Origin of the sequence: Streptomyces sp. NBC_01304 (assembly GCF_035975855.1) — a bacterium.
Lineage (GTDB): Bacteria > Actinomycetota > Actinomycetes > Streptomycetales > Streptomycetaceae > Streptomyces.
The window spans coordinates 4,176,464-4,202,169 of the sequence record NZ_CP109055.1 but is presented as its reverse complement, the minus strand read 5'-3'; the positions used below and the strand labels follow the sequence as shown (position 1 = coordinate 4,202,169).

Genomic DNA, 25,706 nt, shown 5'->3' with positions numbered 1-25,706 from the left:
GGGTCAGGTGGGGCGCTCGGGGCGCGGGCCGTACAGGTGATCACCCGTCAGCCCGGTCGGCGTTCATTCAGCCCGTCCGGCGTTTGAGGACAGAGGCCGCAGGCCGATCTGGGGGCCAGGGGCGGAGCCCCGGGCTTCGCAGAATTCAGGGAAGGGGCGGGGCGGGCCAAATCTCTATTCGGCCAGCCGCCGAGCAGCCGCACGCCCCGTGGCCACACACGCAGCCACCCCCACACCTTCGTAAGAAGCGCCGCACAGCTCGACCCCGGGCAGCTTGCCCACGGATTCCCGAATCCGCGAAACCCGATCCGCATGCCCCACGCCGTACTGCGGCAGCCCCCGCGTCCACCGAGTGACCCGAGCCGCGACAGGCTCACCCATCCGCCCCGCCGCAAGATGCAGCTCGGACACCGCGGTACGGATCAAGTGCCGGTCCGGCGCATCGAGTTGGGCCTCTTCTCCGGCCCGCCCGATCGACGCCCGCAGCACGAACATGTCCGGCGAGGACTCCGCCAGCCAGCCCCACTTGTTGCTGAGGAAGGACGCGGCCTTGATGGTGTGCCCGTCCACGGCGGGAACGAGGAAGCCGTTGCCGTCGGGCAGCACGGGCGCCTGCGCCCGGTTGAAGGCCATGGTGACGACCGCGGTCGAGGCGTGCACGATCGCCGAGAGCTCCTCGTCGGCGGCCGGCGCGTGACCGCGCAGCAGCTCCCCGGCGGCGTACGCGGGAAGCGCCAGGATCACCGCGTCGGCCTCCATGACGAGCGGCCCGTCACCGGTGACGGCGAGGACGCGCCACTTCCCGGCCGGGGTGCGCTGCAGATCGCGGGCGCGGGTGGAGGTGAGGATGCGGGCGCCGCTGGCCTCGGCGACGGCCATCGGGAGCCGCCCGGTGCCGCCGCGCACGCCCTGCACGGGTGAGGCCTTGGGGGCGCCGGCCGCGCGCACCCGGCGCAGCGCGGCGATGATCGAGCCGCCCTGCTCGGCGACGGCGGCGAGGCGCGGCATGGAGGAGCGCAGCGAGAGGCGGTCGGCGCGGCCCGCGTAGACGCCGCCGAGCATCGGCTCGACGAGGTGGTCCACGGCTTCCTGGCCGATCCGCTCCGCGAGGTATCCGGCGACGGAGACATCACCGGTGAGCGGCGTCGCGGGCAGTTCCTCCTCGCGGCACAGCCGCTCCAGGCCCTCGTCGCTGAGCAGCCCGGTGCCGGCGAGCGTGCGCGGCTCGGTCGGGATGCCCATGACGTGACCGCGGGGCATGGGGCGCAGCGCGCTGTGCGTCCACACGGTGGTGGGGGCCGAGGACGGGTCGCAGAGGTCCGCGCCGAGGCCGACCTCCTGTGCGAGCTCCACGGCCTCGGGCCGCAGCGCCATGATCGACTCGGCGCCCTCGTCCACCGGGATGCCGGCGACGCTGCTGGTGCGGAGCTTGCCGCCGATGCGGGGGTCGCTCTCCAGGACCGTGACGTCGGCCCGCCCGCGGAGCTGCCAGGCTGCGGCGAGGCCGCTGATTCCGCCGCCGATGACGATCACTGAGCGCATGGTTTTGCTCCCTTGATGGGCCGCTGGTCGCTGCGTTCTTACGGTACGTAGGCGGGGAGGCGGGAAATGGAGGGCTTCCGGCCCTCGGGGTGGGTAGTTCGGCCCCCTTGGGGCGGGCTTTCCACAGGGTTTTCCCATGGGGCGGTTGGGGTGTCGTCCTTATGGTCGGAATTCCGGTGCCGGAAGAACGATTTCGCCCCGCCCCTTCCCGTAAGGCTGCCGCCGGCTTCAAAGACTGTCCTCAAACGCCGGACGGGCTGAATGGTCGAGGCCTGATGAATCAGCCCGTCCGGCGTTTGAGGACACCGCCCGCAGGGCGGAAGGCGGCGCAGCCTTACGGGAAGGGGCGGGGTGGGGGAAATTAGACCGGCAACAATTCCCGCAGCTCCTCCTGATAGGCGAACGACCCCGGCTCATACGCACACCACGGATCCTCGGCCAACGTCCGCCCCGAAACCCCATAGGCCCGCGACCGCGACCCCCCGCACACGGTGTTGAACTCACACCGCCCGCACTTGCCCTCGAGCAACGACGGATCCCGCAGCGAAGCGAAAAGGGCCGACCCCCGGTAGATCTCCGTCAGCGGATGGTTCTTCACATTGCCCGCCGACAACGGCAGGAACCCCGACGGCGTCACCTCACCCGTGTGCGAGATGAACACGAACCCGCGGCCGGAGCCGACATCCATCGGAGGGCGGCGAACGGCCCGCTGCTCCCCGGAGAACAGCCCGAGCTCCGCGGCCCGAGCGGACAGCGACGCATGCACGGGCCCCAGCGAAGGCGCCTCCCCGTGCCGCGCCAGGATGGTGCGCTGAAGGGCGACCCGCCGGAAGTGATGACCCTCGGTCGTCTTCGTGGCCATGACGGCCCCGGCGTCGTAGAGGAAGTGCATGACGTCCTCGACCTCGTCCGCACCGAGTGCGGAAAGCGCCTCCCCCCGACCCGTCGGGACCAGGATGAACCCGCTCCAGATCATCGCGCCCTCGCGCTTCACGACCGCCGCGATGTCCGCCAGGTCCGGCAGGCTGTACCGCGTCACGGTCGTGTTGATCTGCACCTTGAGGCCCAGCTCACGGGCGGTCCGCCAGCCGTCCAGGGTCCAGTCGTACACGCCCTGCACACCCCGGAAGGAGTCGTGCCGCTCGGCCGTGGACCCGTCCAGGGACAGGGAAAGAGCCACCGCCCCCGCATCCCGCACCGCCGTCAGGTTCGACCGCGTGAGCGTCGGTGTCCCGGACGGCGACACCGCGATCCGCAGGCCCAGCGAGGTCCCGTACTCGATGAGCTCGGTCAGGTCGGCGCGCTGGAACGGATCACCCCCGGTGATCACGAACAGCGGGCTCGGCTTCCCGAACGCCGCGATCTGGTCCATGACCCGCCGCGCGTCGGCCCCGTCCAGCTCCTCGGGGTCCCGCGCCAACTGCGCCTCCGCACGGCAGTGCAGACAGGCCAGCGGGCACGCGCGCGTGGCCTCCCAGATGACGATGAAGGGCCGGTCGTCGACCGAGTGCTTCGGGGTGCGCACGACGTTCTTCGCCCTCTTCGTATTCATGCCGTGCATCACGAGCCCACCCGCTCCCAGCCGCGCTTCTGCGGACGATTGGCCAGCTCCTGCGGGTCCCGGCTGCGGTACACCACGTACGGCCGGAACACGTACTTCACCGGTGCGCTGAAGATGTGCACGAGACGCGAGTACGGGATCAGCGAGAACAGCACGAACCCAAAGAGAATGTGCAGCTGGAAGGCGACCGGCGCCTGCCCCATCAGCGCGTAGTCCGGCTGGAAGGTGAACAGCGACCGGAACCACAGCGAGATGCCGTCCCGGTAGTTGTAATCGCCCATCGCGCCCGCCGAGTTGAGGACGGTCGCGGCCAGGCCGAGGATCATCGCGCCGAGCAGGAACGTGTACATCAGGTGGTCGCTGCGCAGCGTCGCCCTGCGTACGGCGGGCACCTTGAAGCGGCGGTACACGAGGATGCCGATGCCGGTGATCGCCGCGACGCCCGCGACCGCGCCCGTCGAGATCGCGACCAGGTGGTACGTGTGGTCGCTGACACCCACCGCGTCCGTCCAGCTCTTCGGGACGACGAGGCCGACGACGTGCCCGAGCACGACGAAGGCCATCCCGAAGTGGAAGAGGGGCGAGCCGATGCGCAGCAGCCGTGACTCGTGCACCTGCGTGGAGTGCGTGGTCCAGCCGAACTTGTCGTAGCGCGCACGCCACACGAGCCCCGCGATCAGCATCACGACGGCGACGTAGGGCATGACGCCCCACAGGAGCAGGGACATCAGGCGGGGGTCCTTTCGGGCAGTACGGGCCAGGGCAGTTCGACGCCGGGGCCGAACTCGGCACCCGGTCCGACGCCGGGACCGAGCGGTTCGAGCCCGACCGCCTCGCGCGGCGGCCCGCTGCGGGCAAGGGCCTTGGCCTCCGCCTTGGTCTGCGGGGACGGGCCGGGCAGCGTCGCGCAGACGGCTTCGAGCACGCGCGCGTAGACGGTGTTGGCGTCGGTCACCGCGAGCCGCAGCAGTTCCAGACCCGCCCGGTGCTCGGTGAGCAGCTCGGTGCCCGCCTCCGGGTGGCGGGCCGCGAACTCCAGGGCCACGGGGAGGAAGTCGGGCAGTTCGTCGCCGGTGAACTCCAGGCCGAAGTCCCGGTAGATCCGCTTGATGCGGACGAGGGACAGGCCCCGGTTGCGGGTGTCGCCGTCCGTCCACCAGGTCAGGTAGAGGCAGCGGCGGTTACGGGTGTCGAAGGTGTCCGTGTAGTGCGCGGCGAGTTCGAGAACTGGCGTCACGCGCGCGTGGGCGATGAACTCACGCAGGAGTGCGGCCGGTTCGGTGGCCGCCCCGTCGAGGGCTTCGTCGAGCCGGGCGAGGGCGGCGTGGAACTGGTCGTCGGGGTAGCGCAGACAGTGCGCGGCGACAATGCGTGCGACGGCATCCGGAGTTACCCGTTCCTCGTTCATGCGCTCCTCCGCGTGGGGCTCATGTTCAGCAGGACCGGGCTCGCGCCGAACGCCTCGTCCGACACCGGACAGCCCGCGTCACCGTCGAGGGGATGGGACTCGGCCAGCGCGTCGGCGTCCGCCCGCGCGGCGGTCGGAATCACGTACCGGTCCTCGTACTTGGCGATGGCGAGCAGCCGGAACATGTCCTCCATCTCGGTCCCCGTCAGCCCGACGGCGGCCGCGATCGACTCGTCGCGCTCCTGCCCGAGGTTGATCCGCCGCATATAGGCGCGCATCGCGGCCATCCGCCGAAGGACCGCGTCCACGGCGTACGTGTCGCCCGCCGTGAGCAGCTCCGCCAGGTACTCCACCGGGATCCGCATCGCGTCGATCGCGCCGAACAGATTGCCGGCGTCCTCCCCGTCCTGCCCGCACGCGGCGACCGCCTCGACGACGGGCGACAGCGGCGGGACGTACCAGACCATCGGCATGGTGCGGTACTCCGGGTGCAGCGGAAGCGCCACCTGGTAGGTGCGGATCAGGTCGAAGACGGGGGAGCGGCGGGCCGCGTCCAGCCACTCCTCGGTGATCCCGCTCGCCCGCGCGGCCGCCGCGACGGCCGGGTCGTTCGGGTCGAGGAAGGCCTCCAACTGGGCCGGGTAGAGGTCCTGTTCGTCCTCCACGGCGGCGGCCGCCCCCACCTTGTCGGCGTCGTACAGCATCACGCCGATGTAGCGCATCCGCCCGACACAGGTCTCCGAGCACACGGTCGGCATCCCGACCTCGACGCGCGGGAAGCAGAAGGTGCACTTCTCGGCCTTGCCGGTCGAGTGGTTGAAGTAGACCTTCTTGTACGGGCACGAGCTCACGCACATCCGCCAGCCGCGGCACTGGTCCTGGTCGACGAGGACGATGCCGTCCTCGGCGCGCTTGTACATCGCGCCCGACGGACAGGCCGACACACAGGCCGGGTTGAGGCAGTGCTCGCACACGCGCGGCAGATAGAACATGAAGCTCTGCTCGAACTCCATGCGGATCCGTTCGCCCACCTCCTTACGGAGGCCGTCGATCTTCCCGTCGATCTGCCTGTTGATCTTCTCGACGATCGGGTCCTTGGTGGCGTGCTCGGGCGCACCACCCAGGTTGTCGTCCCAGTTCGGACCCCATTCGATCTTGTCGATGGGCTCCCCGGTGATCTGCGAGACGGGCCGCGCGACCGGCATGTCGTTGCCCGCCGGGGCCTCGGTGAGGTTCTTGTACTCGTACGTCCACGGCTGGTAGTAGTCGTCGATCTCGGGCATCTCCGGGTTGGCGAAGATCTGCCCGAGCCGCTTCAGGCGGCCACCTGCCTTGAGGCGGAGCCGACCCGAACGGGTGCGTTCCCAGCCGCCCTTCCACTTCTCCTGGTCCTCCCAGCGGCGCGGATAGCCCTGGCCGGGGAGGGTCTCGACGTTGTTGAACCAGACGTACTCGGTGCCCTTGCGGTTCGTCCACGCTTGCTTGCAGGTGACGGAGCAGGTGTGGCAGCCGATGCACTTGTCGAGGTTCATGACCATCGCCACTTGAGCCATGACGCGCATCAGTACTGGACCTCCTGGTTGCGGCGACGGATGACCGTCACCTCGTCGCGCTGGTTTCCGGTCGGGCCGAGGTAGTTGAAGGCCCACGTCAACTGGGCGTAGCCGCCGATCAGATGGGTCGGTTTCAGCATCACGCGCGTGAGCGAGTTATGAATTCCGCCGCGGCGCCCGGTCTTCTCCGTCTTGGGGACGCCGACCGTGCGCTCCTGCGCGTGGTTCATGAAGACCGTGCCGGGCGGCATCTTGTGGGACACGATCGCGCGGGCCGTGATGACGCCGTTGCGGTTCACGGCCTCGATCCAGTCGTTGTCCGCGACCCCGATCGACTCGGCGTCCTGCGGCGACATCCACACGGTCTGCCCGCCGCGCCCGAGCGTCATCATGTAGAGGTTGTCCTGGTACTGGCTGTGGATCGCCCACTTGTTGTGCGGGGTGAGGTATCGCACGGCGACGGTCTTCTCGTCGACCTTCCCCAACTCCGGCTCGCCGTACAGCTGGTGCATGTCCAGCGGCGGCTTGTAGACCGGCAGTGCCTCGCCGACCTCGTGGATCCAGTCGTGGTCGATGAAGAAGTGCTGGCGCCCGGTGAGGGTGTGCCAGGGCTTGAGGTGCTCGGTGTTGACCGTGAAGGCGGTGTAGCGGCGCCCGCCCGACTCGCTGCCGCTCCACTCGGGCGACGTGATCACCGGTACGGGCCGCGCCTGGGTGTCCGCGAAGGTGATCCGCTTGCCCTCGGCCTCGGCCGCGAGGTGCGCCAGTTCGGTGCCGACCTTCTTCTCCAGGGTCTGGAATCCCTGGGTGGCCAGGCGGCCGTTGGAGGTGCCGGAGAGGGAGAGGATCGCCTCGCAGGCGTGCTGGGCGGTCGTAAGGCGCGGCCGTCCCTCGGCCACTCCCTCGCGTACGACACCGTTCTTGCTCTTCAGGTACGCGACCTCTTCGGCCACGTCGAAGGTGATCGCCTTCGTGGTCACGCCGAGGCGGTCGATCAGCGGGCCGAGGGCCGCGAACCTCTCGCCGACCGCGCCGTAGTCGCGCTCGACCACGGCCAGGTTGTACATGGTCTTGCCGGGGATCGGCTCGCACTCGCCCTTCGACCAGTCGAGCGCCACGCCGCCGGGCTGGGCCATCTCGCCGCCGGGGGTGTCGTGCTGCAGCGCGGTGGCCACGAGGTCGTGGCGTACGCCCAGATGCTCCTTCGCGAGCTCGCCGAAGCGCTTGGCTATCGCGTGGAAGGCGTCGTAGTCCGAGCGTGCCTGCCACGGCGGGTCCACGGCCGGGGTGAAGGCGTGCAGGAAGGGGTGCATGTCGGTGGACGACAGGTCGTGCTTCTCGTACCAGGTGGCGGCCGGCAGGACGACGTCCGACAGGAGCGTGGTCGAGGTCATCCGGAAGTCCATCGCGAGCAGCAGATCGAGCTTGCCCTCGACGTCCTCCTCGTGCCAGGTCACGTCCCTGGGCTCACAACGCGGCCCGTCCTCCGGCAAGTTGGAGTGCGTACCGAGGAGATGCTTCAGGAAGTACTCATTGCCCTTGGAGCTCGACCCCAGGAGGTTCGCCCGCCATACGTTGAGCACGCGCGGCCAGTTGCGGGGCGCGTCCGGGTCCTCGCCGGCGAAGCCCAGCTCGCCGTCCTTGAGCATCCGCACGGCGTTCTGGACCGGGTCCTGCGATGCCTCGCCCAGCTCCAGCGGATTGCGGTCGAACGTCGGGTACGAAGGCATCCAGCCCATGCGTGCGGACGCGGCCAGACAGTCCGCGCCCGTCATGCCCTCGAAGCGGCCGTCCGCGAGGGGCGAGGCAAGGGCCTCGGCGGGCAGGGTGTCGTAGCGCCACTGGTCGGTGTGGAGGTAGAACCAGCCCGCGCCGATCATGTGCCGGGGCGGCCGGCCCCAGTCGGACGCGCTCGCCAGGGTCGCCCAGCCGGTCACCGGGCGGCACTTCTCCTGGCCCACGTAGTGGCCCCAGCCGCCGCCGTTGCGGCCCTGGCAGCCGGTGAGGGTGAGCAGGGCGAGGAAGGCGCGGTAGATCGTCTCGGAGTGGAACCAGTGGTTGGTGCCCGCGCCCATGAGGATCATGCAGCGGCCGCCCGAGTCCTCGGCGGTCTGCGCGAACTCCCGCGCCACGCGCGCGGCTTGGGCGGCGGGCACGGAGGTGAGGGTCTCCTGCCAGCCGGGGGTGCCGGGCGTCGACGCGTCCTCGTACGACGTGGGCCACTCGCCCGGCAGCCCTTCGCGGCCGACCGCGTACTGGGCGAGCATCAGGTCGAAGACGGTGGTGACCAGGCGGTCGCCGACGCGGCGGACCGGGACTCCGCGCCGGACCGTGTCCGCGCCAGCGCCTCGCTCGTCGAAGCGGGGGAGGGTGATCTCGGCGTGCTCGCCCTCTTCCATGAGGGTGAGGCGGGGGACGGTGTCACCGAGGTCGAGATTCCATTCCGGCTTCTCGTTCTTGCCCCAGCGATGCCCCAACGTGCCGTTCGGAACGGTCAGTTCACCGGTCACGTCGTCGACGAGCACGGTCTTCCACTCGGCGTTCTCGGTCTCCTGACCAAGGTCCTTCGCCGTCAGGAACTTGCCGGGAACCAGCCCCTTGGCGGTCTCCTGCAGCGACACCAGGAAGGGCAGATCGGTGTACTGACGTACGTAATTCTCGAAGAACTCCCTCTTCTTCTCGACGAAGAACTCCTTGAGGACCACATGCCCCATGGCGAGCGCGAGCGCGCCATCGGTCCCGGGGTGCGGATGCATCCACTCGTCGGCGAACTTGGTGTTGTCCGCGAAGTCCGGGGAAACGGTGACGACCTTCTGCCCGCGATAGCGCGCCTCGGTCATCCAGTGCGCGTCGGGCGTACGCGTGACGGGGACGTTGGAGCCCCACATCATCAGGTACGCGGCGTCCCACCAGTCGCCCGACTCGGGCACGTCGGTCTGGTCGCCGAACACCTGCGGGGAGGCCACCGGCAGGTCCGCGTACCAGTCGTAGAAGCTCAGCATCGGCGCGCCGATGAGCGAGTGGAAGCGGGCGCCCGCCGCGTGCGAGGCCATCGACATCGCGGGGATCGGCGAGAAGCCGGCGACGCGGTCGGGACCGTACTCCTTGATGGTGTGCACGTGCGCGGCCGAGATGATCTCGACGGCCTCGTCCCAACTCGCCCTGACCAGGCCGCCCTTGCCGCGCGCCTGCTGGTACTTGCGGCGGCGCTTGTCGTCCTTCTGGATGTCGGCCCAGGCAAGGACCGGGTCGCCCAGACGCTTCTTCGCCTCGCGGTACATCTCGAGGAGCACGCCGCGCACATGCGGGTAGCGCACCCGGGTCGGCGAGTAGCTGTACCAGGAGAAGGAGGCGCCGCGCGGACAGCCGCGCGGCTCGTACTCCGGGCGGTCCGGGCCCACGGACGGGTAATCCGTCGCCTGCGTCTCCCAGGTGATGATCCCGTCCTTGACGTAGACCTTCCACCGGCAGGAGCCCGTGCAGTTCACGCCGTGCGTCGAGTAGACGACCTTGTCGTGGCTCCAGCGGTCCCGGTAGAAGACGTCGGCCGCGCGGCCGCCGGTGTGGTGCACGGTGCGCAGATCCTTGGAGACCTCGGCGCGGCTGAAGAAGCTCCCCGCCTTGATCAATGCCTCTGCGGCGCCCTGGTTCTGCTGCAACGCGGTCCTCCGGCGGAATCGGCGGGATCAGGAATGGCTCCCAATGGCTCCCAAAGAGGCTATGCGGGACATTTGTTGGAACCCGGTGACAGAAGTCCCAGGGGCCCGGGACCTCCTCCTTGAATTCCCCAGGCCTTGTGGTGCGAAGGTGGATGGGCCTCAACTGGCAAGGAGAAAGGCCGACATGGTGTCGGCAACTCGGGACATCGCGAGACTTCACGGGACGGGAATTCAAGGTGAGCAGGAATCGCTGGCTGCCCAACCAGCACGGGGCCTGGGCGATGCTCGCGGTGCCCTTTGCCACGGGTGTTTTCCTCGGCAGTCCGCGCTGGGCCCACTTCCCCCTCCTCGCGGCCTGGCTGCTCGGCTACATCGCGGCGTTCCACGCCCAGCAGTGGCTCCGGCTGCGCCGCATCTCGCGCAATCCGAAGGCGCCGCGCCGCCATGTCCGGCCGGCGCTCGTCTTCGGGGCGGCCTTCGCGGTGTGCGGGCTGCCGCTGGCCGTGCTGCACCCCTGGCTCGTGGCGGCAGCGGCCTGCGCCGCGCCGTTCGTCGCGGCGAACACGTACTACGCCTGGCGCAACAACGAGCGGGCCCTCCTCAACGGCCTGCTCGCGGTGGTCCCGGCCTGCGGCATGCTCCTGGTCGCGCTGCACCTCGGCGGCGGAACCTGGGCGGACGGCTGGCGCCCGGCGCTGGCGTGCCTGCTCTACTTCGGCGGCACGGTGCCGTACGTGAAGACGATGATCCGGGAACGCGACTCACGCGCGTACTACCGGGGCTCGGTGGCGTACCACGGGGTGGCCCTCGTAGCGGCGGCCTTCCTGACCCCGTGGCTGGCCCTGCCTTTCGCGGCCTACCTGGCCCGCGCGGCGCTGCTGCCCGGGCGGGGCCTGAAGGTGGCCGTGGTGGGCGCGGTGGAGGTCATCTGCTCGGTGGCACTGCTGGTGACGGTGCTGCTGACGTAGCCGTTCCGCCCATCATTCAGCCCGCCCGTCATTCAGCCCGTCCGGTCATTCAGCCCGTCCGGCGTTTGAGGACACCGCCCGGAGGGCGGAAGGCTTCGCAGAATTTCGGGAAGGGGCGGGGCGGGGAGAAAAAAATCCCCACCACAGCCCCGCCCTACAGCGACCCCTTCCGGGTCAAATGATTGAACGCGAGCCACCCCGGCAAAACCGGCAGCCACAACGTCAACAGCCGATACAGCAGCACAGCGGGAGCCGCGACCTCACTGGGCACACCGATCAGCACGAGCCCACCCGTGAGCGTCGCCTCAACCGCCCCCACACCACCAGGCGTAGGCGCCGCAGACCCCAGCGCATTCCCCGCAAGGAACACCACGGCAACCCCGGCCAGACTGATCGTGCCCGTGTCCGACCCGAACGCCCGCAGCGACGAGTCGAGACACAACACGAAGCACGTGGTCAAAAACAACATCCCGCCGATGCCCGTAAGGAGCTTCTGCGGCCGCTGCAGCACATCCAGCATGCGCGGCACCACCCCGGCGAACAGCGACCGCACGCGCGTCACCACGAAGTTCCGCAGGAAGGGCACGGCGGTCACCACGAGCACCAGGACCGCGATGGTCAGCAGCCCCGCGATCACCGTCCGGGACGGGGTGAACTCCGCGGTCTTCTGCGTCCCGGTCAGATAGCCGAAGGTCAGCAGGAGCAGGATGTGCGCGCCGAGCCCGAACAGCTGCGAGGCCCCCACACTGGCGACGGCAAGCCCGGAGCGCACCCCGGACCGCTGCAGGAAGCGCGTGTTGAGCGCGACACCGCCGACCGCCGCCGGCGCCACGATCTTCACGAAGGACCCGGCGACCTGCGCCGCCACCGTCCGCAGGAACGGCACCCGCTCCGGCACGAAGCCGAGCAGGCTCATCGCCGCCCCGAAGTAGCTCAGCGCCGAGAACGCGACCGCCACCGCCACCCAGCCCCACTCGGCGTTCCCGAAGACCTTCGCGAACTCGATGTCCGTCAGCTGGGTGAGCAGGAAGTACGCGCCGATCGCGCCCGCGATGAAACTGACCAGCGTGCGCGGCTTGATCCGCTCCAGCTGGGCCGGCTCCACTGGGGCCTGCGGCCTGATGAGCAGCACCTGGTGGCGGATCTGGGTGAGCAGATCCTCCTCGCGGGCCTCGTCCAGGGCCACGTCGAGCGCCCGCTTCTCGGCCTGTCGCTCGGCCTTGACCGACTTGCGGTCGGGCGTCTGCGCCTCGGCCTCCTCCGCGCGCGCCAGCTTGGCCTGCTTGGAGGCCTCCAGGACCGCCTCGCGCTGGCGCTGGGAGCGCTCGCGGCCGAGCCTGCGCAGCTCCGCGCGGGTCGACCGGGACAGTGCGATGGGCTGGAGCAGCGGCAGACAGTCGGCGACCGCGTCCGGGCCGAGCACCGCGACCACGGCGGCCACCGCGCGCTCGGCGCCGACCCGCAGGCCGAAGGTGGTGAGCAGCTGCGCGATGTCCATGCGAAGGAGCAGGTCCCCGGCCGCGATCTCACCGCCCCGCAGATCGGTGATGATCACCTTGGCGGAACGATCCACCACGATCGCGTCGCCCGCCAGCCTGCGGTGCGCGATGCGCCGCGACTGCAGCGCCTGCACCTGCAGCCAGGTGTCGCGCATCAGGTCGTCGGTGATGTCCTTGTCGGGCAGCGAGTCCAGCGAATGCCCGCCCAGGTGCTCGTACACGAGCATCACCGCGTCCGGGCCGAGCTCGGACGTGGCGATGAGCTTCGGTGCGTTGGCGCCGGCCGCGATGGCCGCGTACGAGAGCAGTGCCTCCTGCTCCAGGGCCTGGCGCAGCGAAAGCAGGCTGCGCCGGGTGGTGATCGAGCGCAGCGTGAGGCGGCGCCACACGCGGTAGAAGAAGCCCTGCGCCTGCTGCTCGCGGTCCACGACCGTCACGTCGAGCGGCGGCCCGTCCTCAAGGAGGACGAAGTAGCGGCGGCCCCGGTCGCCCGAGTCGGGTGCGTCCGGCAGCTCCTCGGCGCGGGCCGCGCTGACCGGGCGGAACCCGACGTGCCGCAGGCCGGCGAGGAGGTTCTGCCCGGTGGGCCGGACGTTCGGCGAGCCGACCGCGTACAGCGTGCCGTACGCGACGGTCCAGCCGATCAGGATCGTGAGGATGATCGAGAACGGGGTGGTGTACCCGGCGACCAGCATCGACAGGGCGTCAAGCGCGAGCACCGTCCACAGCACCACGCGCCAGCGCGGTCTGCGGGACATGCCGACCGCCGTCATATAGGCGATCACCGGCGCCAGATAACCGTGCACCGGGTCGGTCAGTGTGCCGCCGACGCTGGTCTCGGTCAGCGCGTTCCGGATGGCATCCGGTGCGCCGTTCGCCACCCACAGATCGGTGGCGAGGGTGACGCCGTGCGCGAGCACCGCCGCGAGCACACCGTCCGCGATCCGCAGCCCGTCCCGCTTGATCAGGCGCTCGATCGCGAAGGCGACCGGCACGAACAGGACCGCGATGCTGGAGGCCAGACCCGCGAACTTGATCAGCATGTCGGGCGCCTGTGTGGTGCCCCGCTTGATGTCGTCCTCGAGCCCCGAGGTGGTCTTGAGCGCGAACGCCGCGACGGCGAGCACCAGGGCGATGGCCAGGATGCCGATGAGCATCCGCATCAGGTCCGAGGGGCGGTGGACCCGTGCGGGGAGCAGCGGTTCGTCGCCCTCTACGCGGTCGAAGCGGGCCTCGGCCGGGTCGCAGTTCTCGTGGCCGTTCTCCTGGCCGTAGTCGTGGCCGGTGTCGTGGCCGTTGTCGGGCTCGGACGCGTCAGGGCGCGCCGAAGTGTCAGGGGCACCCTCGTCCTTCGGGGGTTGCACTCCCTGATCCTCCGTCGACTCTTTTTGATCACGTATCACCAGTCACCGCCCGCACGATGGTGGCATGACCGACTGACAGTGCGGGGCATCAGGGTGCAATCACCGAAGCGGAGCCTTGCCGTCCGTGGCTGGTGGCGGGGCCGGCGCCGTGGTCGGGGCCATGGCCGACCTCCTCGCCGGGACCGTGCCGGGTCCCGTTGTCGGTGGGGTGCGGCACCATGGGGCGGATGAGCAACGAGAGCCTGCCGGAGATCCCGACGATCCCGGACTACGCGGAGCGGGTGCTCGAGGTCGCGGAGCTGATCCCGCCCGGCCGCGTCATGTCGTACGGAGATGTCGCGGAGTGGCTCGGCGAGGGCGGCCCCCGGCAGGTCGGACGGGCCATGGCGCTGTACGGCGGGGCGGTGCCCTGGTGGCGGGTGGTCCGCTCGGACGGCGTGCCGCTCGTCGGCCATGAGCTGCGCGCCCTGGAGCACTACCGCGCCGAGGCGACTCCGCTGCGCACGACGGGCGCCGGTGAACACCGCCTCGACATGAGGCGGGCGCGCTGGGACGGCGCTGCGCGGACGGGCGGTCACAGATGACAGCTTCCGGCATCGGCGCAGCGTACGGGCGATGGGTGGACCGTACGGGGGAAGCGGGCGCGGTGGGCCGGACGAGGGACCCGGCGCGCAGCGCGACGGCCGTCCCGCGCGAGCCCGGCGAACCCCTGGAAGCTCCGCATCCCGACCGTCCACTGGCGTAGCGTCGAGCGCACCAGTCACCTCGCAGCCACCGCAGCCGTCGCACCCGCGAGGCCGCACCTCACCCAGTACACCCACCAGGACCGGCGATCCACGTGAGCTCCTTTTCTTCCGACAGGCGTAGTTCTGACGCGCCTGTACGTCAGAGGAGCCACGGCGCCTACCGACTGGTGCGTACCCCGCCGGTGTCGGTGGATCCTCCTCATCTGGACGCAAGCCAGCGCGCTGTGGTTGACCATGCGTCCGGACCGCTCCTCGTCCTCGCAGGACCGGGCACCGGCAAGACCACCACGCTCGTGGAGGCGGTGGCCGCGCGGACGGCCAAGGGCACGGACCCGGAGCGCATCCTCGTCCTGACCTTCAGCCGCAAGGCGGCGGTGGAACTCCGCGACCGCCTGGCCCTCCGGATCGGCGGCGTACAGGCGCCACAAGCCACCACCTTCCACTCCTTCTGCTACGCCCTGGTCCGCGCCCACCAGGACGCCGACCTGTTCACCGAGCCGCTCCGGCTGCTCTCCGGTCCCGAACAGGACGTCGTCGTACGCGACCTCCTCGCCGGCGAGACCGACCTGGAAAACGCCGGCCACGCACGCGTGCGCTGGCCCGACGAACTGCGCGCGTGCCTGACGACGCGGGGCTTCGCCGACGAGGTCCGCGCGGTCCTGGCGCGCAGCCGCGAACTGGGCCTCGGCCCCGCGTCCCTCGCCGAGTTCGCCCGCCGCACGGGGCGGCCCGACTGGGGCGCGGCGGCGTCCTTCCTCGCCGAGTACCTGGACGTACTGGACGCGCAGGGCGTCCTCGACTACGCGGAGCTGGTGCACCGCGCCGTGCTCCTCGCCCACCGCACGGAGGTCGCGGACCAACTGGCGGCGCGCTACGACGCGGTGTTCGTCGACGAGTACCAGGACACGGACGCGGCGCAGGTCCGCCTGCTCCAGGCCCTCGCGGGCGGCGGCCGCACCCTGGTCGCGCTCGGCGACCCGGACCAGTCGATCTACGCCTTCCGCGGCGCGGACGTGAACGGCATCCTCGACTTCCCTTCCGCCTTCCCCCGCACGGACGGCACCCCGGCCCCGGTCGAGGTCCTGACGACCTGCCGCCGCTCGTCCTCCGTACTCCTCGAGGCCACCCGCGGCCTCACCCGCCGCATGCCCCTGACCCGCCTCCCCTCGGATGCGGTACGCCGCCACCGCGCGCTCTCGCCGATCGCGGAGGGCGGCAAGGTCGAGGTCTTCACGTACCCCACCCCCGGCACCGAGCTGGACAACATCGCCGACGTCCTCCGCCGCGCCCACCTGGAGGACGGCGTCCCCTGGTCGGACATGGCCGTCCTGCTTCGCGCCGGCACCCGCACGATCCCTGCCTTCCGCCGCGCCCTGACATCGGCCGGCGTCCCCCTGGAAATAGACGGCGACGACCTGGCCCTGAGCCAGGAGCCGGCGGTGGCCACACTGCTGGCAGCGCTGCGGGCGGCGGCGGAGGCGACAGCTTCTGCCGACGCCACCCCTGCGGGCAGTCGTGCCGCAGGGCGGCACGGGTGGGCGCAGGCGGAGGTGCCGGATGCCGGTGAGGTGGGCCTTGAGGTGGTCGACCTGGGCGAGCGGCAGGTGCCGGATGCCGGTGAGGTGGGCCTTGAGGTGGTCGACCTGGGCGAGCGGCAGGTGCCGGGCGCCGGTGAGGTGGGCCTTGAGGTGGTCGACCTGGGCGAGCGGCAGGTGCCGGATGCCGGTGAAGCAGACCTCGACGCACTCGTGCCCGAAGAACCGCAGGCACCGGCTGCCGACGAAGCGGGCCACGACGCAGTCGAGCTGAGCAAGCCCCGACCGCCGGATGCCGACGACGCAGGGCCCGACACAACCGCCTGGCTCGACACAGAAACCGCCCTCACCCTCCTCACGTCCCCCCTCGCAGGGATGGACCCCGCAGACCTACGCCGCCTCGGCAGAGCACTCCGCGAGGAGGAAAGGACAGCGGGAATCCGAGTACCGCCCCCCTCCGACGACCTCCTGGCGAGGGCCATCGCCGAGCCCGAAAGACTCACCGCCCACGACCCCGCGTACGCCCGGAACGCCCAACGCCTCGGCACCCTCCTTAAGGAGACCCGCAAAATCCTCGCGGAAGGCGGCACCGCAGAGGACGCCCTCTGGACCCTCTGGAACGGCACCCCCTGGCCCCAGAGACTGCAGCGCGCAGCGCAAAGGGGCGGCGCGGCAGGCCGCAACGCAGACCGCGACCTCGACGCGATCTGCGCCCTGTTCGCGACCGCGGCCCGCGCCGAGGAACGCACAGGGGGCCGCGGCGCCCTCAACTTCCTGGACGAGCTGTCCGCCCAGGACATCGCCGCCGACACCCTCACCAAGCGTGAGGCCCGCCCGGACGCCGTACGCCTGATGACCGCCCACCGCTCCAAGGGCCTGCAGTGGCCCCTGGTGGTCGTCGCCGGCGTCCAGGAAGGCCTCTGGCCGGACCTCAGGCGACGCGGCTCCCTCCTGGAAGCCGACCGCATCGGACTCGACGGCCTCGCCGAACCCCTCACCCCCGGCGCCCTCCTCGCAGAGGAGAGAAGGCTCTTCTACGTCGCCGCCACCCGCGCCCGCACCCGCCTGGTCGTCACCGCCGTCAAGGCCCCGGCCGACGACGGCGACCAGCCCTCCCGCTTCCTCACCGAACTCGGCGTCGAACCAAGGGACATAACGGGCAGACCCCGCCGCCCCCTCTCGGTCGCCGCCCTCGTCGCCGAGCTGCGCGCCACCACCGTCGACCCCCGCGTGACCGACGCCCTGCGCGAGGCAGCGGCCCAGCGCCTCGCGAAGCTCGCCGCGCTCAGCGACGAGGACGGCCGCCCGCTGGTCCCGTCCGCGCACCCGTACCGCTGGTGGGGCATGTACGAGCCCACGCACAGCAAGATCCCGCTGCGCGACCGCGACAAGCCCGTCGCCCTCTCCGGCAGCGCCCTCGACCAGCTCGCCAACACCTGTGCCCTGCAATGGTTCCTGGGCCGCGAGGTCAAGGCGGACGCCCCGGCGAGCGTCGCCCAGGGCTTCGGCAACGTCGTCCACGTACTGGCCGACGAAGTCGCCTCCGGCCGTACCCCCGCGGACCTCGACGTCCTCATGGAACGCCTCGACTCCGTCTGGGACGCCCTCGCCTTCGACGCCCCCTGGAAGTCGGCCCAGGAGAAGGAGCACGCGCGCGTGGCGCTCGAACGCTTCCTCCAGTGGCACGTGATGGACCGCGCGGGCCGCACCCCCGTCGCCAGCGAGCACGACTTCGACGTGACCCTGGAGGCGGGCGGCGAGTACGCGGTCCGCATCCGCGGCTCCATGGACCGCGTCGAGACGGACGCCGAAGGACGCGCGTACGTCGTCGACTTCAAGACCGGCAAGAACGCCCCGACCGCCGCCGAGGTCGCCCGCCACCCCCAGCTCGCCGTCTACCAACTGGCCGTACGTGAGGGCGCCTTGGACACCGCCTTCGACGGCGACCGCCCGCCCTCGGGAGGCGCCGAACTGGTCCAGCTGCGCAAGCCGGCCGCCAAGAAGGACGGCGGCGAGACCCTGCCCAAGGTCCAGGCGCAGCAGCCGCTGGAGGGGGAGTGGGTCGGCGACCTGCTCGCCACGGCGGCCGGCAAGGTCCTGGACGAACGCTTCACGCCGACCAGTGGCCAGCACTGCACTCACTGCGCCTTCCAGGCCTCGTGCAGCGCGGTGCCCGAGGGCCGCCACATCGTGGAGTGAGCGTGCGGTGATGGCGGAGCGATGGCGGAGTGAGAAAGGCCACCGGCCCAGGGCTCAGGGTCCCCACAAGCACCGCGTAAGGTCCCGGTAAAGGTCATTACCCGCAGCTTTGAGGAGACTGAAACATGGCAGCCAACCGGAAGTTCCTTGCGACGGCAGTGGCCAGTGCGGCCGCACTCGTCGCGGTCACCGGTTGTTTCGGCGGCGAGGACAAGGACCCCTTCGAGGGCATGAGCGCGGCCAAGATCGCCAAGAAGGCGGACGCCGCGATGAAGGACGCCGACACCTTCAAGATGTCCATGACGGGCAAGGACGAGAAGGGCAAGCCGACCTCCGGCAGCTACGAGATCGCCGGAGACGGCAACTGTCAGGGCACGCTGACCGGCGACGGCATGGGTGAGGTCGAGTTCCTGCAGCTGGGCAAGGACTCCTACACCAAGGCCGACGCCGCCTACTGGAAGGCCGTCACGGGCAGCGACGAGCCCGGCAAGAAGGCTGCCGGCAAGTGGGTGCAGGCGCCCGAGGGCCAGAGCCAGCAGATGTGCGACGCCAAGAGCATGTTCAAGGGCGACGACGCCAAGGGCGCCAAGCGCGGCGACGACGCCGAGGTCGACGGCAAGAAGGCGGCCACGCTCGTCAAGAAGGAGAAGGGCGAGACCACGACCTTCTACATAGCGGCCGAGGGCGAGCCCTACTACCTGAAGGTCGTCACCAAGGAAGCCAAGAAGGGCGAGACGACCACGACGATCACCGACTTCGGCAAGAAGTTCGACGTCACCGCCCCGCCGAAGGGCGAGGTCCTGCAGGCGAAGGACCTGGTGCCGGGCGCCTGACGCTCGGTCCAACGTTCCGGTGGCCGGTGTAGATCCCGCCCATCCGGCTAATTCTGGCCTCTCCGGCGATCGGGCAAAAATCAGCCCCTCCGGCGTTTGAGGAGCAGGGGGTCCGGGGGGCAGCGCCCCCGTGACCTCCGCCGGGCCGGGGCCCACCTCACACGTGGCCCCGTCCGGCAGAGCTCGCAGCGCCCCCGCGGCACGCGACCTCCGCCGGGTCGGGGCCCAGCGACAAATCGAGGCCTGTCAGACCCACCCGCTAGCCTCGCAGAGTGACCGCACGACTCACCGACCCCGAGCAGCTCAAAGAGCTCCTGGGGATCCCTTTCACCCCGGAGCAGACGGCCTGCATCACCGCGCCGCCCGCCCCGCAGGTGATCGTGGCCGGAGCCGGGTCGGGCAAGACGACGGTCATGGCGGCGCGTGTGGTCTGGCTGGTCGGCACCGGCCAGGTCGCCCCCGAGCAGGTCCTCGGCCTGACCTTCACCAACAAGGCGGCGGGCGAGCTCGCCGAGCGCGTCCGCAAGGCCCTGATCAAGGCCGGCATCACCGACCCGGACGCGATCGACCCGGACAACCCCCCGGGCGAGCCCGTCATCTCGACGTACCACGCCTTCGCCGGCCGCCTCCTCACCGACCACGGCCTGCGCATAGGGCTGGAACCCACCACCCGCCTGCTCGCGGACGCGACCCGCTTCCAGCTCGCCGCGCGCGTGCTGCGCGAGGCCCCCGGCCCCTACCCGGCGCTGACCCGCGGCTTCCCCGACCTGGTCAGCGACCTCCTCACCCTGGACGGCGAGCTCTCCGAACACCTCGTACGTCCCGACCGGCTGCGTGCGTACGACACCGAGCTCCTCGCCACCCTCCAGCGCGCGAAGCTCAGCAACGACGACCTGCGCAAGGTCCCCGAGGTGGCCGCGGCCCGCCTCGAACTGACCGAGCTGGTAGGGCGTTACCGCGCGGCGAAGCGCGCCGGCGACCTCCTCGACTTCGGCGACCAGATCGCCCTCTCCGCCCAGCTGGCCCGCACCCGCCCCGAGGTCGGCGGCATCCTGCGCGACGAGTTCCGCGTCGTCCTGCTCGACGAGTACCAGGACACCTCGGTCGCCCAGCGCATCCTCCTCGCCTCCCTCTTCGGCTCCGGCACCGGCCACGCGGTGACCGCGGTCGGCGACCCCTGCCAGGCGATCTACGGCTGGCGCGGCGCCTCCGTGGCCAACCTCGACGACTTCCCCGAGCACTTCGCGTACGCCGACGGCAGCCCGGCCACCCGCTTCTCCCTCTCCGAGAACCGCCGCAGCGGCGGCCGCCTCCTCGACCTCGCCAACGACCTCGCCGGGCCCCTGCGCGCCATGCACGCGGGCGTCGAGGCCCTGCGCCCGGCCCCCGGCGCCGAGCGCGACGGCATCGTGCGCTGCGCCCTGCTGCGTACCCACGCGGAGGAGATCGACTGGCTCGCGGACTCGATCGCCCATCTCGTACGCACCGGAAAGGCCCCCGGGGACATCGCAGTCCTGTGCCGCACGGCGGGCGACTTCGCCCAGATCCAGGGCGCGTTGGTGGCCCGGGACATCCCGGTCGAGGTCGTCGGCCTCTCCGGCCTGCTGCACCTCCCGGAGGTCGCCGACCTGGTCGCCGTCTGCGAAGTCCTCCAGGACCCCGGCGCCAACGCCTCCCTCGTACGTCTCCTCACCGGCCCCCGCTGGCGGATCGGCCCGCGCGACCTGGCGCTCCTCGGGCGGCGCGCCCGCCTCCTCGTGCACCACGCGCGCGTGGCCGACGATGACGACGCAGACCACCGCCTGGCCGCGGCCGTGGAAGGCATCGACCCGGCCGAAGTGATCTCCCTCGCGGACGCGTTGGACACCTTCCTCGACCCGGACGCGGCGACGGACGACCTGCCGTTCTCGCCCGACGCGCGCGTGCGCTTCGCCCGCCTCGCGGCCGAACTGCGCGACCTGCGCCGCGCGCTCGCCGACCCCCTGATGGACGTCCTGCACCGGGTCCTGGCCACCACCGGCCTGGACGTCGAGCTCTCCGCCTCCCCCCAAGCCCTGGCGGCCCGCCGCCGCGAGACGCTCTCCAACTTCCTGGACGTGGCGGCCTCCTTCGCGTCGAACGACCCCTCGGCCTCCCTCCTCGCCTTCCTCGGCTTCCTGCGCACCGCCGCCCAGTACGAGAAGGGCCTGGACAACGCCCTGCCCGGCGGCGAGAACACCGTCAAGGTCCTCACCGCCCACAAGTCCAAGGGCCTGGAGTGGGACGTGGTCGCCGTTCCCGGCCTGGTCACCGGCACCTTCCCGTCCACCCAGGGCCGCGAGAAGTGGACCTCCCAGTCGAAGGTCCTGCCGCACGACCTGCGCGGCGACACGGCGACACTGCCCGACGTCGAGGCATGGGACAGCAAGGGTCTGAAGTCCTTCCACGAGGAGATGAAGGCCCACCAGAGCACCGAGGAACTCCGCCTCGGGTACGTCACGTTCACCCGCCCCCGCTCCCTCCTCCTGGGCTCCGGCCACTGGTGGGGCCCGACCCAGAAGAAGCCCCGCGGCCCCTCGGACTTCCTGCTCGCCCTGCACGACCACTGCGCGGCGGGCCACGGTGAGATCGAGGCCTGGGCGGACGAGCCGGCCGAGGACGAGGAGAACCCGGCCCTCACCGAGCACACCGCCGACGAGGCCTGGCCCCTCCCGCTGGACGCGACGGCCCTGTCCCACCGCCGCGCCGCCGCGGCCACGGTCCTGGCCCACCTGGACGCCCTGACGTCCCGGCCCGACGAGCACGCGTACGCACCGGACGAGGCGTACGACCCGGAGTGGCCGCCACCGCCGGACGACGAGGAACCTCCGTACGAGGACGAGGAGCCTCCGCACGAGGACGAAGAACCTCCTCACGACGAAGAACCTCCTTACCCGGACGACGAGTTCGAGGACGCCCCTCGAGCCCACGCCGCCCGAACCCACGCCCCCGAACCCCACACCGTCCCGGGCCCCCGCCTCACCCCCGAGGAACAGCGGACCATCGCCTCCTGGGACCGCGACCTGCAAGCCCTCACAGCGGAGCTGAACCGGACCCGCAAGGGCGTGCGCGACGTCCCCCTGCCCGCGTCGCTCACCGCGTCCCAGGTCCTCCACATGGCCGCCGACCCCGACGGCTTCGCCCAGGAGCTGGCCCGCCCCATGCCCCGCCCGCCCCAGCCCGCGGCCCGCCGCGGCACCCGCTTCCACGCCTGGGTCGAGTCCCGCTTCGAGGCCCTGGAACTGCCCATGCTCGCCCCCGACGAACTGCCGGGGACGGACGCGGAGATCGCCGACGAGCAGGACCTGGAAACCCTGAAGGAAGCCTTCGGCCGCACCCCGTACGCCGACCGCACCCCCCACCGGGTGGAGACCCCCTTCCAGCTGGCGATCGCGGGCCGCGTCATCCGGGGCCGCATCGACGCGGTCTACCGCGACGGCACCGGCGACGAGGCGACGTACGAAATCGTCGACTGGAAAACAGCGCACAACCGCACCGCCGACCCCCTCCAGCTGGCGATCTACCGCCTGGCGTGGGCGGAGCAGCACGGCGTACCGCTGGAGTCGGTGAGGGCGGCGTTCGTGTACATACGGACGGGAGAGGTGTCCCGCCCTCGGAATCTGCCGGGCCGCGACGAACTGGAACGCCTGCTGACCACGGGCAAAACCAGCCCGTCCGGCGTTTGAGGACACCGCCCGGAGGGCGGCAGGCTCCGCAGGATTTCGGGAAGGGGCGGGGTGGGGAAAGCAAACCCGGCCACCCCCGCCGCCCGCATCCCGAGACACCACCGAGACCCTGATCACAGGCCCAGGTCCAGACCGCCGGCCCCTTCCCGGAGAGGGATACGCTCGACCATATGAGCCAGACCCCGGACAGCGCCGTCCGCACGTACATCGCAGCCAACCGCATCGACTTCCTCGAGGACCTGCAGGACTGGCTGCGAATCCCCTCGGTCTCGGCCCAGCCCGAGCACGCGGACGACGTGCGCCGCAGCGCCGACTGGCTCGCCGGCAAGCTCAAGGAGACCGGCTTCCCGACCACCGAGGTCTGGGAGACCCCCGGCGCCCCCGCCGTCTACGCGGAGTGGCCCTCCGACAACCCGGCCGCGCCCACCGTCCTGGTCTACGGCCACCACGACGTCCAGCCCGCCGCCCTCGAGGACGGCTGGCACACCGAGCCCTTCGAGCCGGTCGTCCGGGGAAACCGGCTGCACGCGCGGGGCGCCGCCGACGACAAGGGCCAGGTCTTCTTCCACACCCTGGGCGTACGCGCCCACCTCGCCGCCACCGGCCGCACCACCCCCGCCGTGCACCTCAAGCTCCTCATCGAGGGCGAGGAGGAGTCCGGCTCCCCGAACTTCCGGGCCCTGATCGAGGACCGCAAGGACCGTCTGACGGCAGACGTAGTGATCGTCTCGGACACCGGCATGTGGTCGGAGACGACCCCCACGGTCTGTACGGGCATGCGCGGCCTCGTCGAGTGCCAGATCGACCTCAGCGGCCCGGACCAGGACATCCACTCCGGCTCCTTCGGCGGCGCCGTGCCTAACCCGGCGACCGCCGCGGCACGCCTGGTCGCGGCCCTGCACGACGAGCACGCGCGCGTGGCGGTCCCCGGCTTCTACGACGGCATCACCGAACTCACCGCCCGCGAGCGCGAGCTCTTCGCCGAGCTCCCCTTCGACGAGGCCGAGTGGCTGCGTACCGCCAAGTCGCACGGGGCGTACGGCGAGACCGGCTACTCCACCCTGGAGCGCATCTGGGCCCGCCCGACCGCCGAGGTCAACGGCATGGGCGGCGGCTACCAGGGCGCCGGCGGCAAGACGATCGTCCCGTCGTCGGCCTTCCTGAAGCTCTCCTTCCGGATCGTCGCGGGCCAGGACCCGGCCCGCGTCGAGCAGGCCGTGACCGACTGGGTGGCCACGCGGCTGCCCGAGGGCATCGGCCACACGATCAACTGGACCGGCGCCACCCGCCCGTGCCTGACCCCGCTCGACCACCCCGCGCTGCAGTCCGTCGTGCGCGCCATGGGCCGCGCCTTCGAGCAGCCGATCCGCTTCACGCGCGAGGGCGGCTCCGGGCCCGCCGCGGACCTGCAGGACGTACTCGAGGCACCCGTGCTGTTCCTGGGCATCTCCGTCCCCTCCGACGGCTGGCACGCGCCGAACGAGAAGGTGGAGCTCGATCTGCTCATGAAGGGCGTCGAGACCACCGCGTACCTCTGGGGCGATCTCGCGGAGAGCGGGCCCACCGCCGCACCCTGACCCGTCTCGCCGCAGTTTCCCGAGAGTCCTGCCGAAAGAGTCCTGCCGAAAAGACCCGTTCCACTGGGGGAGTTGGAAGTTTCTGTGACCACCTGGACCGACCGCGCCACTGACCGGCCCATCTCGCTGACCGAACGGCCCATCTCGCTGACCGCGGACAGCGGCATCGACCGCGAGGCCCACCACCGACTCGACGAGGCCTGGCTCGCCGCGGCCTGGAGCCACCCGACGACGCGGGTCTTCGTGGTCTCCGGCGGCCAGGCGCTCATCGACGACACGGAGGACGGCCGCACCGAACTCGTCATGACGCCGGCCTTCGAGGCGCCGATCACCGAGACCCACCGCTACTTCCTCGGCACGGACGACGACGGCGTCAGCTACTTCGCGCTCCAGAAGGACGCGCTCCCCGGCCGCATGGACCAGTCCGCGCGCCCCGCCGGGCTGCGCGAGGCGGGCCTGCTCCTGTCCCCGCGCGACGCGGGCCTGCTCGTGCACGCGGTCGCCCTGGAGAACTGGCAGCGCCTGCACCGCTTCTGCTCCCGCTGCGGCGAGCGCACGAACATCGCGGCCGCGGGCCACATCCGCCGCTGCGCGGCCTGCGGTGCCGAGCACTACCCGCGCACCGACCCGGCCGTGATCATGGCGGTCACGGACGACGAGGACCGCATCCTGCTCGGCCGCCAGGTGCACTGGCCGGAGGGCCGCTTCTCGACACTCGCGGGCTTCGTGGAGCCGGGCGAGTCGATCGAGCAGTCGGTACGCCGCGAGGTCTGGGAGGAGGCGGGCGTCAAGGTCGGCGACGTCGAGTACGTCGCCAGCCAGCCCTGGCCGTTCCCGTCCAGCCTGATGCTGGGCTTCATGGCCCGCGCCACCTCGCAGGAGATCAACGTCGACGGCGAGGAGATCGAGGAGGCCCGCTGGTTCTCCCGCGACGACCTGCGCGCTGCCTTCGAGTCCGGCGAGGTCCTGCCGCCCTTCGGCATCTCCATCGCGGCCCGGCTGATCGAGCTCTGGTACGGCAAGCCGCTGCCCAGGCCCGTAGCCTGACGGCGGGGGCCTCGAAGGAAGGCGCAGAACCCATGGCGGACTACCGCATCGAGACCGTACGCACCGGCTACCGCACCTGGACGGCCCGCAACGACCGCGGCGCCGAGGTCCACATGGGCCCGGCCGACGACGAGGCGGCGCAGCCGTCCTTCACCCCGGTCGAGCTGCTGCTCGCCGCGATGGGCGGCTGCGGCGGCATGGTCGTCGACCGCACCGCGCGTGCTGTCGAGCACGACGACCTGAAGATCGTCGTCGACTCGATCTCCACCCCGGAGGACGACGGCCGGGTGGGCCGCATCCGGGTCACGTACGAACTCGACATCCCCGCGGAGGCCAACGGCGGCAAGGCCGCCGAGGTCTTCGCCCGCGCCGTCCGGCTGACCCACGAGCAGCACTGCACGGTCAGCCGCACGGTCGAGCACGGCGCCCACGTGGAGGCGATCCTGCCGGACGGCACGACCGGCTTCGAGGGCGGCTGAGGACACACGAAGGCCCCCGCCAGGAGGCGGGG

15 protein-coding genes are annotated in these 25,706 nt (G+C 71.1%); 8 read left to right on the top strand and 7 right to left on the bottom strand.

Annotated features, from left to right (window positions below):
• Positions 1-174: 174 nt before the first annotated feature.
• From hemG to OG430_RS18205, 6 genes are all read right to left on the bottom strand, one after another.
• Positions 175-1,542 (bottom strand): protoporphyrinogen oxidase, encoded by a 1,368-nt coding sequence (hemG, locus tag OG430_RS18230; protein ID WP_327353585.1) that lies wholly within the window; start codon positions 1,540-1,542, stop codon positions 175-177.
• Positions 1,543-1,903: 361 nt separating this feature from the next.
• Positions 1,904-3,094: a TIGR04053 family radical SAM/SPASM domain-containing protein gene (locus OG430_RS18225; protein ID WP_327353584.1), complete on the bottom strand. Its 1,191-nt coding sequence runs from the start codon at positions 3,092-3,094 to the stop codon at positions 1,904-1,906.
• An 8-nt stretch (positions 3,095-3,102) separates the two neighbouring features.
• A complete protein-coding gene (gene narI / locus OG430_RS18220) occupies positions 3,103-3,831 on the bottom strand; it encodes a respiratory nitrate reductase subunit gamma (RefSeq protein WP_327353583.1) in 729 nt (242 codons plus the stop codon).
• Positions 3,831-4,511, bottom strand: a complete 681-nt coding sequence (gene narJ / locus OG430_RS18215) for a nitrate reductase molybdenum cofactor assembly chaperone (RefSeq protein WP_327353582.1) — start codon at positions 4,509-4,511, stop codon at positions 3,831-3,833. The genes narI and narJ overlap by 1 nt, the downstream gene beginning before the upstream one ends.
• Positions 4,508-6,073, bottom strand: a complete 1,566-nt coding sequence (gene narH, locus OG430_RS18210; protein ID WP_327353581.1) for a nitrate reductase subunit beta — start codon at positions 6,071-6,073, stop codon at positions 4,508-4,510. The genes narJ and narH overlap by 4 nt, the downstream gene beginning before the upstream one ends.
• Complete coding sequence (locus OG430_RS18205) at positions 6,073-9,723, bottom strand: nitrate reductase subunit alpha (protein WP_327353580.1); 3,651 nt, start codon at positions 9,721-9,723, stop codon at positions 6,073-6,075. The genes narH and OG430_RS18205 overlap by 1 nt, the downstream gene beginning before the upstream one ends.
• A gap of 236 nt (positions 9,724-9,959) precedes the next feature.
• Between OG430_RS18205 and OG430_RS18200 the strand changes: the two genes are divergently transcribed.
• Positions 9,960-10,691 carry a YwiC-like family protein gene (locus tag OG430_RS18200; RefSeq protein ID WP_327353579.1) on the top strand — a complete coding sequence of 244 codons (732 nt, stop codon included), beginning with the start codon at positions 9,960-9,962 and terminating at the stop codon, positions 10,689-10,691.
• Between the two features lie 154 nt (positions 10,692-10,845).
• On the opposite strand, the gene OG430_RS18195 is transcribed toward OG430_RS18200, so the two are convergent.
• Positions 10,846-13,554 carry a lysylphosphatidylglycerol synthase domain-containing protein gene (locus OG430_RS18195; RefSeq protein ID WP_442816509.1) on the bottom strand — a complete coding sequence of 903 codons (2,709 nt, stop codon included), beginning with the start codon at positions 13,552-13,554 and terminating at the stop codon, positions 10,846-10,848.
• A 227-nt stretch (positions 13,555-13,781) separates the two neighbouring features.
• Between OG430_RS18195 and OG430_RS18190 the strand changes: the two genes are divergently transcribed.
• The 7 genes from OG430_RS18190 to OG430_RS18160 all read left to right on the top strand — a co-directional run bounded on the left by OG430_RS18190 (position 13,782) and on the right by OG430_RS18160 (position 25,674).
• A complete protein-coding gene (locus OG430_RS18190) occupies positions 13,782-14,138 on the top strand; it encodes an MGMT family protein (RefSeq protein WP_327353577.1) in 357 nt (118 codons plus the stop codon).
• A gap of 254 nt (positions 14,139-14,392) precedes the next feature.
• Complete coding sequence (locus OG430_RS18185) at positions 14,393-18,034, top strand: ATP-dependent helicase (protein WP_327353576.1); 3,642 nt, start codon at positions 14,393-14,395, stop codon at positions 18,032-18,034.
• Positions 18,035-18,159: 125 nt separating this feature from the next.
• Positions 18,160-18,867, top strand: a complete 708-nt coding sequence (locus tag OG430_RS18180; RefSeq protein ID WP_327353575.1) for a hypothetical protein — start codon at positions 18,160-18,162, stop codon at positions 18,865-18,867.
• 272 nt (positions 18,868-19,139) lie between these two features.
• Complete coding sequence (locus OG430_RS18175) at positions 19,140-22,571, top strand: UvrD-helicase domain-containing protein (protein WP_327353574.1); 3,432 nt, start codon at positions 19,140-19,142, stop codon at positions 22,569-22,571.
• A gap of 170 nt (positions 22,572-22,741) precedes the next feature.
• Positions 22,742-24,148 carry a dipeptidase gene (locus OG430_RS18170; protein WP_327353573.1) on the top strand — a complete coding sequence of 469 codons (1,407 nt, stop codon included), beginning with the start codon at positions 22,742-22,744 and terminating at the stop codon, positions 24,146-24,148.
• An 84-nt stretch (positions 24,149-24,232) separates the two neighbouring features.
• Entirely contained in the window at positions 24,233-25,195 is a 963-nt protein-coding gene (gene nudC, locus OG430_RS18165) for an NAD(+) diphosphatase (RefSeq protein ID WP_327353572.1), read from the top strand.
• A 32-nt stretch (positions 25,196-25,227) separates the two neighbouring features.
• Positions 25,228-25,674 (top strand): OsmC family protein, encoded by a 447-nt coding sequence (locus OG430_RS18160; protein ID WP_327353571.1) that lies wholly within the window; start codon positions 25,228-25,230, stop codon positions 25,672-25,674.
• Positions 25,675-25,706: the final 32 nt, after the last annotated feature.

Bases quoted from the DNA above. Each gene is read 5' to 3' on its own strand.
- hemG (WP_327353585.1), bottom strand. From the start codon at position 1,542: ATGCGCTCAGTGATCGTCATCGGCGGCGGAATCAGCGGCCTCGCCGCA.
- OG430_RS18225 (WP_327353584.1), bottom strand. From the start codon at position 3,094: ATGAATACGAAGAGGGCGAAGAACGTCGTGCGCACCCCGAAGCACTCG.
- narI (WP_327353583.1), bottom strand. From the start codon at position 3,831: ATGTCCCTGCTCCTGTGGGGCGTCATGCCCTACGTCGCCGTCGTGATG.
- narJ (WP_327353582.1), bottom strand. From the start codon at position 4,511: ATGAACGAGGAACGGGTAACTCCGGATGCCGTCGCACGCATTGTCGCC.
- narH (WP_327353581.1), bottom strand. From the start codon at position 6,073: ATGCGCGTCATGGCTCAAGTGGCGATGGTCATGAACCTCGACAAGTGC.
- OG430_RS18190 (WP_327353577.1), top strand. From the start codon at position 13,782: ATGAGCAACGAGAGCCTGCCGGAGATCCCGACGATCCCGGACTACGCG.
- OG430_RS18180 (WP_327353575.1), top strand. From the start codon at position 18,160: ATGGCAGCCAACCGGAAGTTCCTTGCGACGGCAGTGGCCAGTGCGGCC.
- OG430_RS18170 (WP_327353573.1), top strand. From the start codon at position 22,742: ATGAGCCAGACCCCGGACAGCGCCGTCCGCACGTACATCGCAGCCAAC.
- OG430_RS18160 (WP_327353571.1), top strand. From the start codon at position 25,228: ATGGCGGACTACCGCATCGAGACCGTACGCACCGGCTACCGCACCTGG.